This window comes from Agrobacterium vitis (assembly GCF_013426735.1).
GTDB lineage: Bacteria > Pseudomonadota > Alphaproteobacteria > Rhizobiales > Rhizobiaceae > Allorhizobium > Allorhizobium vitis_D.
The window spans coordinates 198,049-211,599 of record NZ_AP023275.1; the positions used below are offsets into that span (position 1 = coordinate 198,049).

The following is a 13,551-nucleotide window of genomic DNA, read 5'->3' on the forward strand; positions in this document are numbered from 1 at the left end:
CGCCCATTCGACCAATCAGTCTCAGGCTGGCTGCCATTCTTGCGGCTCCCCAAGGCGGGCCATAATGATCCGATCAAAACCAATCATGCCCTCATTAAACCGCAGCTCGATAAGGCGTCCCCCTTCCATGAAGAATGAAATCCGGCGCTCATCGGCATCGCCCCTCACATCGCCTGGTTCAGCTATATTATCAGACAGTTTCATGGCGGCGCTGGCCGGCGTCTCGTTTATCGGATCCAGGCCAAATGGCATTGGCGAGGTGCTATCGCCTTCGGCGCTGACCAAGATGATTTCGTCCTGCCAGTTATCCAGCGATGTCCCAACTCGGCCGAATGTCAGAATGAGACCCCAGGATCGATCCGACCTGGAAAATGCTCCGGGTTGCAAAGCAGGGTTCGGCATAGGTCGCCCTAGCTTCAGCATCGTCTCTTGAAGCCAATCGGCCATGTGATAGCAATTAATGCGTTCGAAAAATGCGTCTGCAAATCCACTCATCAGCTCACCTCAACGGATCATTGCCAGGAAAGTCGATGCGCTCCCAATGGGTGCCGTCATAGCGCAGCAAGTCCTTGCGGCCCATGACCCACAGCACGCCGTCGACCGCTTCGACGGCGGAGACATCCTCGATGTCGGGCGTAAGGCCAGAGCGCACCTGTTCGACATGGTGGCCGTCGAACACGAACAGACCGCGAGGATCGGCATAGCTGGAGAGATAGAGACGTCCGTTGAACATGGTCATGCCGTTGAAGCTTGGCCAACCATCGATGCCACGAAGCGCGTCGAGATCACGGAACCCTGTCTTGTGATTGCCGACGAGGAAGTTCCCATCACGGCCAGCGACCCAGACGCGGTCCTCATTTTCCACCAGGATGGAGAGGAGGCCACGATCCGCCTCGGTTGGGATTTCAGCGATTTTCTCTCCGTCAAACCAATAAACGGTTTCTTTTTCTCCGGTGAAGTAGATGCTGTCTTCGGAGAGGCCGGAAAGGTCCCATAACGTTTTTGGCGAATTTTCTTTTCTTAGCTTTTTAATTTTCTCGAAGTTTTCGGGGGTTCTATTTGCTTTCTGATCCAACAGAGCGTCCAGTTTGCTCAATTCCGACGTGGGATCCATGATCGCATCCGGTCCATCATAGAACTCCACATCCAAGGCGTCCCATTGTCCATCCGATGAGCGTCGATAGGTTTGGCCGCCGTCACCACAAACATAAAGGTGATCGCCGATCTGCCTGATCTTGACCAGATAACCAAACCTATGTTTTGTGCGAGGAGCCTTGGAAAGATCCAAGATTGTCTCACGATCCTTCGTGTGGAAATTGACCACTGTGCCAGTCTCACCCAGCACATAGAGGACACGGTGCGGACTGCCTGGCTCGCGATATAGCGTCAAACTCGCCAGCGCGAAATCGAATGACTCATAAGACCACTCTCCCGCATTGTACTGGCAGATAGCCATGAACGGCGTAGCCAGTTCCTGATCGTCGGGCATGGTGCCGAGATAGACGATGTCCCTGTTGACCGCGCAAAGACGCGTGAAACTGGCCTTTTTCATAAGCTCACCTGAGCGGATCATTGCCAGGGAAATCGATACGCTCCCAGTGCGTACCGTCATAGCGCAGCAAGTCCTTGCGGCCCATGACCCATAGCACGCCGTCGACCGCATCGACGGCGGAGACATCCTCGATGTCGGGCGTAAGACCGGAGCGCACTTGTTCGACATGGTGGCCATCGAACACGAACAGCCCGCGAGGATCGGCATAGCTGGAGAGATAGAGGCGCCCGTTGAACATGGTCATGCCGTTGAAGCTTGGCCAACCATCAATTCCCCGCAGCGCGTCGAGATCACGAAACCCTGTCTTGTGATTGCCGACGAGGAAGTTCCCATCACGGCCGGCGACCCAGACGCGGTCCTCATTTTCCACGAAGATGGAGAGGAGGCCACGATCCGCCTCGGTCGGGATTTCGGTGATTTTCTCTCCGTCAAACCAGTAGACCTTTTTCTTTTCCCCTGCAAAGTAGATGCTGTCTTCGGAGAGGCCGGATAGGTTCCAAAGGATATTAGACTGATTTTTCTCCCTAAGTTCCTTTGATTTTGCATAGTTTTCATCAGTTTGATTTTCCGGTAAAGCCATCAAACTGCTAAGCAAACTCAACTCTGATTTTCGATCCATAATTGCATCGGGCCCGTCAAATAAATCCAAGTCCAATGCCTGCCATTGCCCTTCCGAGGAGCGTCGATAGGTTTGTCCACCGCCACCACAAACATAAAGGTGATCGCCGATTTGTTTGATCGCCTGCAGATAGCCGAGCCTATGTTTTGTGCGAGGAGCCTTGGGAAGATCCAAGATTGTCTCACGGTCCTTCGTGTGGAAATTGACGACTGTGCCAGTTTCACCCAACACATAGAGGACGCGGTGAGGACTGTCTGGCTCGCGATAAAGCGTCAAACTTGCCAGCGCGAAATCGAATGTCTCATAAGACCACTCTCCCGCATTGTACTGGCAGATAGCCGTGAACGGCGTAGCCAGTTCCTGATCGTCGGGCATGGTGCCAAGATAGACGATGTCCCTGTTGACCGCGCAAAGACGCGTAAAGCTAACTTGTTTTTTTGACATATCGCCTCTTAGTGAAGTGTTGCGCGAGCACCGGTTGACAGAAGATTATAAGGTTCCGTTCCTTTCGCAGGCGGCATGATGGTCGTTCGCCCGAGAATATTTGAACGTAAGGACGGTTGAGCATTGAGTGCGGTGTCAATTTCCCGTTCACATTCACCTTCGGTTGCAGAAACAGCCGCATCTCTTGAAATCCTCCTAATGCTCTCCATATCCGCCGTTCCCTGTGGGGTACTCCATCCTGAACCAAGTTTTGCAACCTCTTCATCCGCCTGATGCGCCAGTCCATGTTCACTCCCCGCGTCGGCCTTATATCCCTTCAAACAGATCGCAGGTCCCTGTCCGAACGTTGGCAGTCCAGGAATTCGTTTCTGCCCTTTCTCGGCCTCTGCACGATTACCGTAACGCAGCGTATAATCCGGCACGATATGGTGCGCCTGATAATCAGAACCACATTCGACACCGCAGACATTCTTGATATCATCATAGGCGCCCGTGACGCACCGGCACTCCCTTTTGCGCTTCTGTTGCCCCGTGATCTTGGTATTTCCATCCGTCCGCCCATTGGCCGGCGCCGTCGTTTGCTTCTCCTCAAGTTCCTGCTTCTTTTCAGGTTCGGTCGGGGCCGTGTTGGTTGGGACACCATTATCGATAGGAGTATTCGTGTGAGTCGGTTGCGTTTTTAGAAAGCCATGACTCAACCAGTCCGTCGGCTCATTGACGTTCTGCTTCAGATAATAGTCAGCCGCCCCCATCAGCTCCATAGCGCCTGCACCGCTCGGATTGATCGATCGGATGTTTTTGAGCCCGTTGATGATGGTCCACCATCGCGATCCATCCGACGCTGTCTGCTTCGTATCGGTCGGCTGGGTTTGGGCGGGTTTTGTAAATTGTCCGGTCGTATCGTTGAAGGCGTATTCCTTGCCAGGTTCGAAGGTCATGGGCGTCGCATCGCTCATGACCAGACCTTCCTGGCTCCGGCTAGCGGACGGTTGTTCTAAAGGAGGCGTTGGCTTAAAATCCTTCGACCCCGTGTACCAAACCAGTTTACCGACGGTATTCTTGTTGTTCATATACCATTCGTCGGTGTCGCGGGTGGCCCATTGGCCCTCGATACGGACATTGCGCGAATGAGTTTTGCGATGGCACACAGAGCCAACAGTATTCGATTTGACGCCAAGACCCACGCCCGGCTCGTCGCCGAAGCATTTCGTGACAACCGAATTTTGCTTGTGGGCGCGCTGCCCAGTCATATGCACTGTCGCGGCCGTGCCGGCTGCGTCGGATTGGTAGGCTATAATATTGTATGGCACGCAGGCATGCGGCGAGCGGCAAACATCAGGATATTTCGAGATGATCAGACCCAATCGCGTCTCGCGGCTTGCCTCTTGCGATGGATAGCTCATGCCAGCACCTCCGTCAGTCCATGCAGGCTGGCGCGTGGCAGGCTGGCCGCTTCCTGATCCGCAAACGGCCTGTCTGACAGGTTGATACATAGAAAATTCGGGCAGATCGGCAGCCAGGCGCGCCAGGTCAAATCGACGTTCCGGGCGCCATTGCGAAAGTCGATATGCACGCCGTCGAGGTTGAGCTGCACCACAACCTCGCGGCCGTCGCGCCACCGATAGCTCGCAACAGGGCGCAGCGCAGGGAGCGCGAACTTGAACGTCCCGCCGCCAGGCGTCAGCCTCGCCATCTCCACCATCTCGTCGCCCGCCAGAAAACCTGGATAGATCATCGACGGATGGGCCGAGTGATAAAACCGATAGTCGAAATCGACGGGAAGCTGAGGATGACGATGCGCCTGCCAAGTGTCGTCATAGGTGCCAGCATATCTCTGGCGAAAATACCAGAATGGCGCCACCGGTCCGAGGCCTAGCGGCTTGCGTGCAAAAAACGGATCGGAATAGTCTTCTTCGGCGTCATCGATGCGTGGTGCTGGCACTGATGCGGATGACAACGCCTGTTCGGGCGTCGGCCTCGATACGCCTATCGGATTGCCGGGAACGCTGGGCGAGCCCAGTCCTTCGATGTGGCCATCGCCGGCTGCCAATCGATAATCAATCGGAACCTCGGTCGCCTCCTGCGGATCTGACAAGCGCCATTTGCCTGCGGTGCAGACCCAGGACCGTGCTCCTGTCACCCGAATGGCATGAGAAAGCTGTCCAACCTTGATGGCAACGAGCCAGTCCTGTTTGGCGCGCCCGTCCGGCGCATAGGCTGCACCGAGAAACGTGATGTCGCTTGCCGGTTTGAATGGAATGAGATCAGCAGCTTTGATCAGAGGCGAGGTATGGGGATTGCCGTCATACTCATCCACCAGCACGATATCCTGCCGATCACTGAGCTGAAGAGAGCCGTCCGCGTTGACCTGATAACGTCCTCGCACCGCGATCACGCCCATATCCTCGCCGTCGCGATGGGCTTGCTCGAAGCCGATGGCAGCAAGGCGCGTGAGATTTTTTCCCAGCATGCACGCGCCCTCAGTTCAGATCGATGACTTCGCCGTTGATCTGGACATGTCCCGATGCGGCGAAATTGAACTTCGTGCCGACGATCGTGACATTGCCAGCCTTGTCCATCATCAGCTTGGATTCGCCACATTTGATGATGAATTCCTCGCCAGCGTTGATGGTCATGGTGTGACCGACGGTGGTGTTCTTGTAGAGACCGATCTGTTCGGTTCGGGCAATTCCAATGGTGTCGGAGCGAAATTTTTCGATCACCGTGTTGACGATGCCGCTGATCGGCAGAATTTTGCCCAACAGTCCGCCAAGGGTCGATCCCGTCGATGCCTATGTCGTGTTGAGGCTTGACGTTCTCTATCGATGATGAGAACATAAAGTGAACATTGATCGGAGACCACCATGAACACAGCCGACATTGCAATTCAAAACGCCAGACAGGAAATATCCAAGATACGAGCTGCCCGTGAGGTCCACATGGCTCAACGCTTGGAAATGCAACGCAAGGCAGAGGCCATGATACGTCGTCCTCCGACATATATGGTAAGGAAATACGGTGGCCAGCAACTCACTCTCAACATCGGGGCGGGCCATGCAAACAAAACCAATTGAACCCCAGGTTCATGATGAGGCGGCTCACCTCATCGCTTGGCACGATGGAGACGCGACGGCCGCCATCCGGACTTTGCTCAAAGATTGTCGCCATCTTCATGAACAGTTGCGGCTGGCGGCGGTTGCAATGGGCTGCGGATATACACGAGGCTGGATGCCAACAGCCGAGCCGAAACACCTCGACGTCGAAGCGGCCTCGACTGGTTGCAAAGAAACGTAGCCGCGCCCAATGTGGACAAAACGGATAGGTATGGATCGCCCTGTTGACAGGAGCGTACCACGTCAGTCTTCATCCGACTTCGTCACTTTGGGTGCGGTAATGGCCGTTGTTGTCGTATGGGGGTGGTGGAACCTATTCTCTCCAACGCAGGCTTTCATGTCTTCACGTCGAAACCAGATGGCGCGCCCGCAGCGTAGCGGCGCATTGCCAGCAGTAAAGACGATTTGCTCGTCGCTGCGCATGCGCAGCAGCTCATGCGGCAGGATCAGTGGCCGGCGGCTGAGCTGTTTTGATCGCGACCGTGACGATCCCTTCATTCCGGAAGAGCGATTGGTTTGGTCGACCTCAACCGTGGTGTCACCACAACGTTTCGAGATATAATCTGCGGTATCAGGATCGTTGATCGCCGCAAATGATATCCAGGATGCGGACTCGAACCATTTGGACGTCGCGTCCCGACCCCCATAAGCCTCGCGCATCTGGCCCAGCGACTGGAAGATCAGCGTCAGCGTGATGCCGTATTTGCGCCCGGCATCGCGTGCGGTTTCTAGGATACGCAGGTATCCGAGCCGGGCGACCTCATCGAGCAGGAAGAGCGTGCGTCCCTTCACATCACCGTTGCGATTGTAAATGGCGTTGAGCAGCGCGCCGATGACGACTCGTGCCAGGCCTGGATGGGCTTCCAGCACCTTCAAATCGAGTGCAATGAAGATATCCGTTCCACCGTTGGCTAGATCGTCGGTCGAAAAACTGTCACCAGATACGAGGCCAGCATAGTGCGGATAGGACAGCCAGTGTGTCTCCTTCACCGCGTTCGCGTAGACACCGGAAAACGTCTCCGGCGTCATGTTGACGAAGACAGCGACGTTCTCTTTCACGAAGTCGGATTCCGACTGTTCATAAATCTCGGTCAAACGTCCCCGCAGCTTGGGCTCCGGTTCGGAGAGATTGGCCCGGACACGGCGTAGTGTCTGGTTCTTCGCGTCGGTGTGGCCGGACAGACAAACGTCGGCGATGAGTGCGGTCAAAAGCTGCATGGCCGAGGCGCGAAAGAAGTCGTCGCGGACGGATGCGGTGCGCGCATTGTCGGTCATGATCCAGGTGGCCACGGCGACAATATCTTCTTCCTTCGTATTGCCGTGACGGCCGATCCAGTCGAGCGCGTTGAAGCCCACTCCCTGAAGGGTGGGATCCAGCACAATCACCTTCCGGCCAGCCTTGCGCCTGTGATCAACGACCATCGGTGCAACCTCGCTTGACGGATCAAGCACAACCAGCCCGCCACCCCATTTGAGCGCTGTTGGGATCGTCACCGACGTCGTCTTGAAACCGCCGGAGCCTGCAAAAACGATGCCGTGCGAGGAGCCAAACGACCCATCGAAGCAGAGCAGCTGCGACTTGCCGCCCGCACCCCAGCTCTGTGGCTCATCGGCCCGAAAAGGCATGGTGGCCACGCTGTCCTTGTCGACTCTATATCGCTCGCCAATAACGATGCCGCCGGGTTCGGGAAAGAGCTTTGCCGCCTCCTGCAACTTCATCCAGTCGGCTTCGCCATGCACCGCTCGCTTTCCGCCGATCCGCTTAGGTCCGGTTTGAGCAAAAGCGGCATTTCCCTTGATCGTAACGCGCAACGCAAACATTGCGCTGATGAAGGCGACGCCCGCACCGACCGCTGTCGCTGGATCGGCATAGGTGAGAACCGATTGCCCTGCCGGTACGCTGCTAGCGATGCCGGTCAGGCGGATCGTCTCGCGTATCATCGCGATAACGATCGCCGCACTGTTTGCGGCAAGGACGCTCACACCCACCGTCTTGATGTCGGCTGATCCATTTGCCGCAAACAATGCAATGGCACCAATTGCGGCGACGGCGATGTAGGGGAGGGCAAGGCCAGTTCGTCCTAGCATCAGCTTCGCCTGGGTCGAGGAGCCGAACTCCGCCAGCCGATGTTCCATTCCGGATGTCATTACCAACGCGGCAAGCATGATTGCCGCCAGCAGAACGAACAGGTGGGTTCAAGGATGAAGTGCGACTTGCAATAGATAACAAAGGTTTATCGTTTGCAAGGAAAGCGCAATGAAACGCACCTACTCCCATATCGACTTGGACGAACGTCGCAAGATCGCTCGCTGGCGTATGGCGGGCCAGAGTATTGAGATGATCGCCGAGACACTCGGTCGTCATCGCTCGACGATCTTTCGTGAAATCAAGCGGAATACGTTCATCGATGAGGTGGTCCCGGACCTGAATGGCTATTACTGTGTCACGGCGCATGACATGGCTTGCGAACGGCGCGCCAAGCTGCGGAAGCTGGCGCGCTTTGCGAATGTGAGGCAGTCCGTGATCGACCGGATCATGCATGGTTGGTCGCCCCAGCAGATCGCCGGTCGCATGCGGCTGGAACAGCATCCGATCTTTGTCAGCCACGAGACAATTTACAAGTTCGCATACTCGGCCGACGGTCATGCCATCAAGCTGTGGCGTCACCTGCCGGAGCATCGAGCTAAGCGACGACCACGACATGCAAGACGCAAGCATGGTCAACGCTTTAGTCCGGAACTCAACATTCTGCATCGTCCGGATGTCGTTGCTGAACGCAAGCAGTTCGGGCATTGGGAATGCGATCTGATTCAGTTCCGGAAGAAGTTCGGCAAGGCCAACATGACATCGCTCGTTGAGCGGGTGAGCCGCTTTACGATCTTGTTGCGCAACAATGATCGCCAGTCCCGCCCGGTCATGGATGGCATCATCCAGGCGCTGAGGAGCCTCCCTCACCTCGCCCGCCGATCAATGACATTCGACCGAGGCACAGAATTCACTGATTGGCCGTACCTTCAGGCTGGTATAGGCACGCAAACATGGTTTTGTGACCCTCAGTCGCCCTGGCAGAAAGGAACGGTCGAAAATACAAACAGGCGAGCGCGAAAATGGCTTTCCAGGGACGTCGATCCCTTGTCTGTAGCCGACACCGATCTGATTGAGATCTGCAATCGGCTCAATCAGACACCGCGTAAATGCCTCGGCTACCGAACGCCGGCTGAGGTCTTCCGCAAGAAACTGCTCGCGCAGATGCGACATGCCAGCTAGCTTGAAAGCCACGCAGGTCGCGCTTCAGCGTGAACCCACAATCACCATGATGTCTTTTTTCGATTTCGACAACTTATGGAGCCCTGCTCGAGCCGGCAATATTCCCAAGGCGTAGGCTAGATTTAGTTAATCTAAACCAGGATAGCGGTCGACGGAACCACTACCACATGAACAGCCGCGATAGTGCCGGGCCCATTTCGATGGATGGCAGCAGCGATTTCAGATGTGTTTGTCAACAGTTTTGGCGCAATCGGCTAAGGCATTCCTCGTCGCATTCCTGCAAACTGGTTGCGATGCGCCACGTTGGCACCAATTTTAGAGAACGTGCGCCTTGAAGGGATCTGAACCGCCGACCCGTTGAATTCAGAGCGGGCGGCGTATCGATCCATGAAAACTCTCAATAACTTAGAAATCCCAGCCCTCATCCCTCGTCGGCACCACCTTGCCGATTACATAGGACGACCCCGCCCCAGAAAAGAAGTCGTGGTTTCGTCGGCATTGGGTGAGAGCGCCGATAGGATTGCCGGATTGACCTCACAGGCGTCGGCACGGGATGATCCAATGAGATCGACGAAGCCGTTGAACGCTAAAAATAGCCTCGCGACCTCCCGTTGTTTCATCAACGTAATAAATCGGGGGCAATAAAGGCGCGGGATTCTATATTGTTTGCAACCAGCGTACCTTGCACACGCTAAGTTAGGGAATGCGGCTCGGCCGCAATGGGGGCAGGAATGGACAAAGAAGATAAGCGCTCTGGCCTGGAAGAACAAATTGCGCGTTCAAATCTGAGGCATGGACATCAAAGCACACGTATTGTGGTATTTCTCGGCTGGATCGAGCAGTTCATCGTTAGAATAGTCTCGTCTGTCTACCGATATGTTGCAACGAGACTGGCAATGTTTGCTCTTGCGGCAGTCTATCTGGTGATCCTTATTGCTGCACCCGGTCAACTGACACACATCGTTGCGAATTTCTCGACCGAGGCAACATTCGTCCAATGGGCTGGCTTCATTTTGCCGCCTGCCCTGGCAGCGGCCGGCCTTCTCGCACTCTCGTCATCCCGCCATTCGTTGTCCTGGATCGACGTCCTCGTTTCCTGCGTCCCCTCATTTTCGCTGAGCGCCATGTCAGCGTTATGGGCCCCTCGTCTGCTATGGGTTGCGCTACTGGGTGTTCCCTTAGCTGCCCTGGCAGCAACCACTATTCGTCGGGTGACGATGAGAAAGTCCGGTCATGCGGTGACGATCACCGTCAGACTGACGCTGGTCTGTTTTGCTCTAACATTGATCGTGACGCTTCTCTCTCCGATCGGCTTTCCGGTCGCAATTGGCCCGATGACCGTCATAACGCTCGGACTTTCGTTCATTGGGTTGCTGCTCAGCATTGGCGCCTTAAGGCCGGGTCTTACCGGAGGCTATCTGGCGATCTGCCTCATCGCTGCGATCTGCGGGGCTGGAAGCAGGCCTGTTCCACTGCTCGAACCACCCGCCGTTCCTTTTCGCGACGCTCCAACAGCCCAGACTGCATTTGAGGCATGGCTTAAGTCGCGTCCCGATCTCGACGTATACCGGAAAACTGGCAGGCCCTATCCGGTGATCATCGCTTCCGCGGAAGGTGGCGGGATCTACGCCGCTGCCCATGGCTTCCTCGCACTTAGCGCGATGCAAGCGATCTGCCCCAGCTTCCCCAATCATCTATTTGCGACCGTGGGAGTGTCCGGCGGATCAATCGGCACACTTCTCTATTCGGCCACGAGCGCCGCACGTGCCAAGCCTGGCCCATTGGTTCCTTGTCGACAACCAGACCCGTCCGATGCGCCGGTCGACACCAAGCCGCTCACGACCGACTTGATTTCTCCGCCTCTCGCCAATCTTCTATTTGCCCAGGTGGCCGACTTTTTGATCCCGTTCGTCAACATTTTCCCCGATAGCGGAGAAATACTTGCCGAGGCGATCGCAAATATGGCCTCAGATAACCCGCACATGAGGGAGCCACTCAGGGCCAGCTGGCAGGCGAACGGATCACGCCCAGCAACATTGTTCGTGACCACAGATACCAGCGAGGGGAACCGTGTCATCATTTCTCCGCTCGACGGTGCCGGGGCAATCGGCGCTGCGAGCTTTCCCTCAGGCTCGATCACATCGACGCGTGACATTGCGTTAAACCAAGCTGCCTTTATCAGCGCCCGGTTTCCCTGGCTTACGGCGACTGCGCGCTTGCGCGTCTCTGATGACTCTTACCGCATTCTTGCGGATGGGGGTTACTATGAGAATTCGGGTGCCGATACAGCCATGGACCTTATCGCGCAGATTCGTGAACTCGGACGCCTCCATGCACAGTGTGCTCGCGGCAAGCCAGTGTTGGGCGACCTCGGTAGTTGCTCCTGCCCGGTTCGCATTGAGAGGTCTTACACAAAGACGGCCAACTGGTCCGGATGCGGCACTCCTGTTTTTCTTGCCTACATGCCCATGAGCGAGGCGGTCGATGGACTGCCTGGTTACACCTACAAAGCGACGCCGAACCCGTCGCAGTCTTGGTTGGGCGATCCGTTGACCACGATGCTTCAAGCGAGAAGTGCCCGAGGCCTTCTCGCGATTGATCGTGCGCGCGCAGCTTTTGCTCCGCCACAGGATCGTGAAATGGCCCAAGGTACCGATGTTGATAATGGCTTCTTCCCGCACGTCCTTCCTATCGGAGATCTGCGGCTTCCACTCGGTTGGATGCTGTCTTCAGCCAGCGTTGCTGACGTGCTTGCGGTCTCCGCAAACACGCAAGCGTGTGGAAAGGAGCATGATTTGAACGACAGTATCGCGACGTGGGCTGCCGAAAATGGATGTCAGATGAAGATGCTCGCCACTTTGTTCAATCCTGAAGGCAAACTAGGTGCGATCGAGATGAAGCAATATGGGCGGGATTGAAATGACGTGCTGATGGTGACGCAGGGGAAGGAGAAAAAGAGGAACGGGTGGCCGCACCGCGTCGACAGCATCAAGGGAGGCTTCGCCCGGCCTTGCCGGCCCTTGACCCAGTCGACCGCGATGTCGGCGGCTCTAGAAGGGTGATGCAGGACTGAAGAAGATGGTCAGGTAGGATGGACCGTCCGCACTTCGTTCCTTTGAACCCCAAAGGAGCTACCGATGGATAACCCAGCCTCCATCCGCAAAATTTTCGAGGGCGTCGCGGTCCGCGCCCAAATGTTTCGCCTGGGCTCATCCAGTGGCGCGGAATATCGGGCGCCAACATCCAGATCTTCCATGATTCCAGAAATGCTGGGTCCCTTAGCCCAGACCGCTGCCACCCTTGATTTCTCCGTTACGGCAGCACGGTCATGTTACAGCTTTCTTGCGTCGAGCGACGGTACGCTTACGTTCCGCAGCAATGCGGATGAGCTTGAACGACCATTTCTCCGCTTTCTCCGGTAGGGCAGCGGCGCGTCGCTCCATTTCGGCATAAAATTCGCCATCGGTTACATGCATAGGCATCGTAAAGTTAACGTGCCAATTCCAAGGAAGCGCGATATTTGCTCCGATCAGACAGCTTGAAGGCGAGCGACGTCTCGCCAAATATCCAAGGCTGCTGTTCGCAGTTCGCGATGATGGTTGGATGGAAGATCGTGGCGGGGAAGGTTGAAGAGGTTTGCGATCGAGTCGTGGATGGACGCGAAACGCTGAAGATGTCGCGCCGACTTGAAGCGCTTCATGATCCTCTCCCTTCGTCGGACGGGCTGATGGGAGTTCTCCGCTCGATTGTTCAGTCCCTTATGAGAACGGTGTTCGATGCCGGGCATGATCTCCCATTTTGCCGCGCCATAGGAGCGTAGCTTGTCAGTGATCATTACACGCGGCGCGCGGCCTTGCGCTTTGAGGAGCTTGCGCATCAAACGCTTTGCCGCCTTGGCGTTGCGACGGCTTTGCACCAGCACGTCGAGGACAAAGCCGTCCTGGTCAACGGCGCGCCAAAGCCAGTGCTTCTTTCCACCGATGGTGATACCTACCTCATCAAGGTGCCATTTGTCCCCGAGCTTGCCCGCAGATCGCTTGCGGATGTCCTTGGCGAAGTGTCTGCCGAACTTCTCAGCCCAAAGTCGAACGGTCTGATGAGAGACGATGATGCCACGCGCTGCTAGCAGATCCTCAACCATCCGCAGGCTGAGCGGAAACCGGAAATACAGCCAAACGGCATGGGCGATAACTTCCGCTGGAAATCGATGCCGACGATAAAGAGGATCACGGGTAAATCTGGTCATCCAGCCAGATCCCAAATTTTGCTCGATGTTCGGTTAACGTTACGATGCCCTCTGGAATTCCCTCGCCATTTGAAATCTTTGCAACATGTATAACCGCCTCATGCGCAAGAGGGTATTTTAGCCTGTTTTGACGCGTTGTCGGGTGCTGACATGTATCCGGCCTCTGATGCGGCGATCAACATGCCGCGGGCCCGTATGGTGTTCGCAGATCGGGTCCACATCAGAGCCGCGTGCTCAAAGGCACTCTGTTGCAAGCTGGTTGTCCCGATCCCGTCTCACGACCGTTGCGCCAAACGACTCCTTGCCCTC

General features: G+C 56.0%; 11 protein-coding genes and 1 pseudogene. 3 read left to right on the plus strand and 9 right to left on the minus strand.

Going from position 1 to position 13,551, the window contains the following annotated elements:
* Positions 1–21 precede the first annotated feature (21 nt).
* From H1Y61_RS25000 to H1Y61_RS25025, 6 genes are read right to left on the minus strand one after another with little or no spacing between them, the layout of a single operon-like run.
* Positions 22–495, minus strand: coding sequence for a hypothetical protein (locus tag H1Y61_RS25000; protein WP_071205433.1), 474 nt, complete (start codon positions 493–495; stop codon positions 22–24).
* Positions 496–499: 4 nt separating this feature from the next.
* Positions 500–1,552 (minus strand): hypothetical protein, encoded by a 1,053-nt coding sequence (locus H1Y61_RS25005; protein ID WP_081355457.1) that lies wholly within the window; start codon positions 1,550–1,552, stop codon positions 500–502.
* 4 nt (positions 1,553–1,556) lie between these two features.
* Positions 1,557–2,615, minus strand: a complete 1,059-nt coding sequence (locus H1Y61_RS25010; RefSeq protein WP_071205431.1) for a hypothetical protein — start codon at positions 2,613–2,615, stop codon at positions 1,557–1,559.
* Between the two features lie 8 nt (positions 2,616–2,623).
* Complete coding sequence (locus H1Y61_RS25015) at positions 2,624–4,018, minus strand: DUF4150 domain-containing protein (RefSeq protein ID WP_071205430.1); 1,395 nt, start codon at positions 4,016–4,018, stop codon at positions 2,624–2,626.
* Positions 4,015–5,085, minus strand: coding sequence for a DUF2169 family type VI secretion system accessory protein (locus H1Y61_RS25020; protein WP_071205429.1), 1,071 nt, complete (start codon positions 5,083–5,085; stop codon positions 4,015–4,017). Before H1Y61_RS25020 ends, H1Y61_RS25015 begins: the two co-directional genes overlap by 4 nt.
* Before the next feature lie 10 nt (positions 5,086–5,095).
* The gene (locus H1Y61_RS25025) at positions 5,096–5,377 is read right to left on the minus strand and encodes a hypothetical protein (protein WP_235681005.1); all 282 of its coding nucleotides are present in this window, start codon (positions 5,375–5,377) and stop codon (positions 5,096–5,098) included.
* A gap of 102 nt (positions 5,378–5,479) precedes the next feature.
* On the opposite strand from H1Y61_RS25025, the gene H1Y61_RS25030 reads away from it, so the two are divergent.
* Entirely contained in the window at positions 5,480–5,689 is a 210-nt protein-coding gene (locus tag H1Y61_RS25030) for a hypothetical protein (protein WP_071205425.1), read from the plus strand.
* Positions 5,690–5,971: 282 nt separating this feature from the next.
* On the opposite strand, the gene traG is transcribed toward H1Y61_RS25030, so the two are convergent.
* Positions 5,972–7,894, minus strand: coding sequence for a Ti-type conjugative transfer system protein TraG (gene traG / locus H1Y61_RS25035; protein ID WP_180575534.1), 1,923 nt, complete (start codon positions 7,892–7,894; stop codon positions 5,972–5,974).
* A gap of 91 nt (positions 7,895–7,985) precedes the next feature.
* On the opposite strand from traG, the gene H1Y61_RS25040 reads away from it, so the two are divergent.
* Entirely contained in the window at positions 7,986–8,996 is a 1,011-nt protein-coding gene (locus H1Y61_RS25040) for an IS30 family transposase (protein WP_180575535.1), read from the plus strand.
* Positions 8,997–9,401: 405 nt separating this feature from the next.
* Here H1Y61_RS25040 and H1Y61_RS25045 read toward each other — a convergent pair.
* A pseudogene (locus H1Y61_RS25045) lies at positions 9,402–9,544 on the minus strand (class 1b ribonucleoside-diphosphate reductase subunit beta); the annotation flags it as partial.
* Positions 9,545–9,727: 183 nt separating this feature from the next.
* Between H1Y61_RS25045 and H1Y61_RS25050 the strand changes: the two are divergent.
* A complete protein-coding gene (locus H1Y61_RS25050; protein ID WP_180575536.1) occupies positions 9,728–11,914 on the plus strand; it encodes a hypothetical protein in 2,187 nt (728 codons plus the stop codon).
* A gap of 611 nt (positions 11,915–12,525) precedes the next feature.
* Here the strand turns inward: H1Y61_RS25050 and H1Y61_RS25055 are convergent.
* The gene (locus H1Y61_RS25055) at positions 12,526–13,242 is read right to left on the minus strand and encodes an IS6 family transposase (protein ID WP_180575537.1); all 717 of its coding nucleotides are present in this window, start codon (positions 13,240–13,242) and stop codon (positions 12,526–12,528) included.
* Positions 13,243–13,551: the final 309 nt, after the last annotated feature.

What these genes read in the sequence shown, in the direction of transcription:
- H1Y61_RS25010 (WP_071205431.1), bottom strand. Translation starts at nt 2,615, where the DNA reads ATGTCAAAAAAACAAGTTAGCTTTACGCGTCTTTGCGCGGTCAACAGG.
- H1Y61_RS25005 (WP_081355457.1), bottom strand. Translation starts at nt 1,552, where the DNA reads ATGAAAAAGGCCAGTTTCACGCGTCTTTGCGCGGTCAACAGGGACATC.
- H1Y61_RS25050 (WP_180575536.1), top strand. Translation starts at nt 9,728, where the DNA reads ATGGACAAAGAAGATAAGCGCTCTGGCCTGGAAGAACAAATTGCGCGT.
- H1Y61_RS25015 (WP_071205430.1), bottom strand. Translation starts at nt 4,018, where the DNA reads ATGAGCTATCCATCGCAAGAGGCAAGCCGCGAGACGCGATTGGGTCTG.
- H1Y61_RS25030 (WP_071205425.1), top strand. Translation starts at nt 5,480, where the DNA reads ATGAACACAGCCGACATTGCAATTCAAAACGCCAGACAGGAAATATCC.
- H1Y61_RS25040 (WP_180575535.1), top strand. Translation starts at nt 7,986, where the DNA reads ATGAAACGCACCTACTCCCATATCGACTTGGACGAACGTCGCAAGATC.
- H1Y61_RS25000 (WP_071205433.1), bottom strand. Translation starts at nt 495, where the DNA reads ATGAGTGGATTTGCAGACGCATTTTTCGAACGCATTAATTGCTATCAC.
- traG (WP_180575534.1), bottom strand. Translation starts at nt 7,894, where the DNA reads ATGCTTGCCGCGTTGGTAATGACATCCGGAATGGAACATCGGCTGGCG.
- H1Y61_RS25055 (WP_180575537.1), bottom strand. Translation starts at nt 13,242, where the DNA reads ATGACCAGATTTACCCGTGATCCTCTTTATCGTCGGCATCGATTTCCA.
- H1Y61_RS25020 (WP_071205429.1), bottom strand. Translation starts at nt 5,085, where the DNA reads ATGCTGGGAAAAAATCTCACGCGCCTTGCTGCCATCGGCTTCGAGCAA.